2 pseudogenes are annotated in these 597 nt (G+C 51.8%); one reads left to right on the top strand and one right to left on the bottom strand.

Annotation, left to right across the window (positions count from 1 at the left end):
• Positions 1-121 (top strand): annotated as a pseudogene (locus ACOCD2_RS25160) (IS481 family transposase); the annotation flags it as partial.
• Positions 122-482: 361 nt separating this feature from the next.
• On the opposite strand, the pseudogene ACOCD2_RS25155 reads toward ACOCD2_RS25160, so the two are convergent.
• Positions 483-597 (bottom strand): annotated as a pseudogene (locus tag ACOCD2_RS25155) (IS481 family transposase); the annotation flags it as partial.

Here is a 597-nt window from a genome sequence, read left to right as displayed (position 1 = left end):
CCATGTCCCGCAGAAAAACATCGGGCACATCACGCCCATTCAGGCGCTTAAGGATTGGCACAAAAAACAACCGGAATTATTCAAAAAGAAAATCTATGATCTATCGGGACTTGACATGTAATCAATGGCTTAACACACTGTATTATACAGTAAAATCAGGCTTCATTCATCAATAACCTACGCTGCCAGCCATGGAGAGCGAAGCGAAGGCTGGTAGACCCCAGTAGCCGCGAGGCCGCACTGTTTTCCCGGCGTGCCTTGCGCCAGAGGGAAAACAAAGTAGGCCTCCGAACGCGGCGTCCAGTCATTGGGAGCCAAGTACGGAGCAGCAACGAGCTTGCGAAGTTGTTGCGTAGTGCTTGGTGACCAGGACGGCTGGGGCACCAATGGGTTGTCAAAGGCCGAGTCGATTTTGGGGACTGGGATGTCCCAAAATCTATCACGAGGCCGAAGACACGCTTGATGCCTTCTGCCTGTAAAGGATGCTGGCCGGTGGGTTTGCGTTCTCCGTTGGCGATAAAGCGATCCGTAAACTCTTTACCATTATCCGTCAGCACCCTGGTGATGATAAAAGGCGCCTTCTTGATGAGCTGCTTC

The organism is Thiolapillus sp. (assembly GCF_048562965.1).
GTDB lineage: Bacteria > Pseudomonadota > Gammaproteobacteria > Chromatiales > Chromatiaceae > Thiolapillus > Thiolapillus brandeum_A.
Note: the sequence above shows the minus strand (reverse complement) of the source record. Positions and strands in the feature narration are given on the sequence as shown.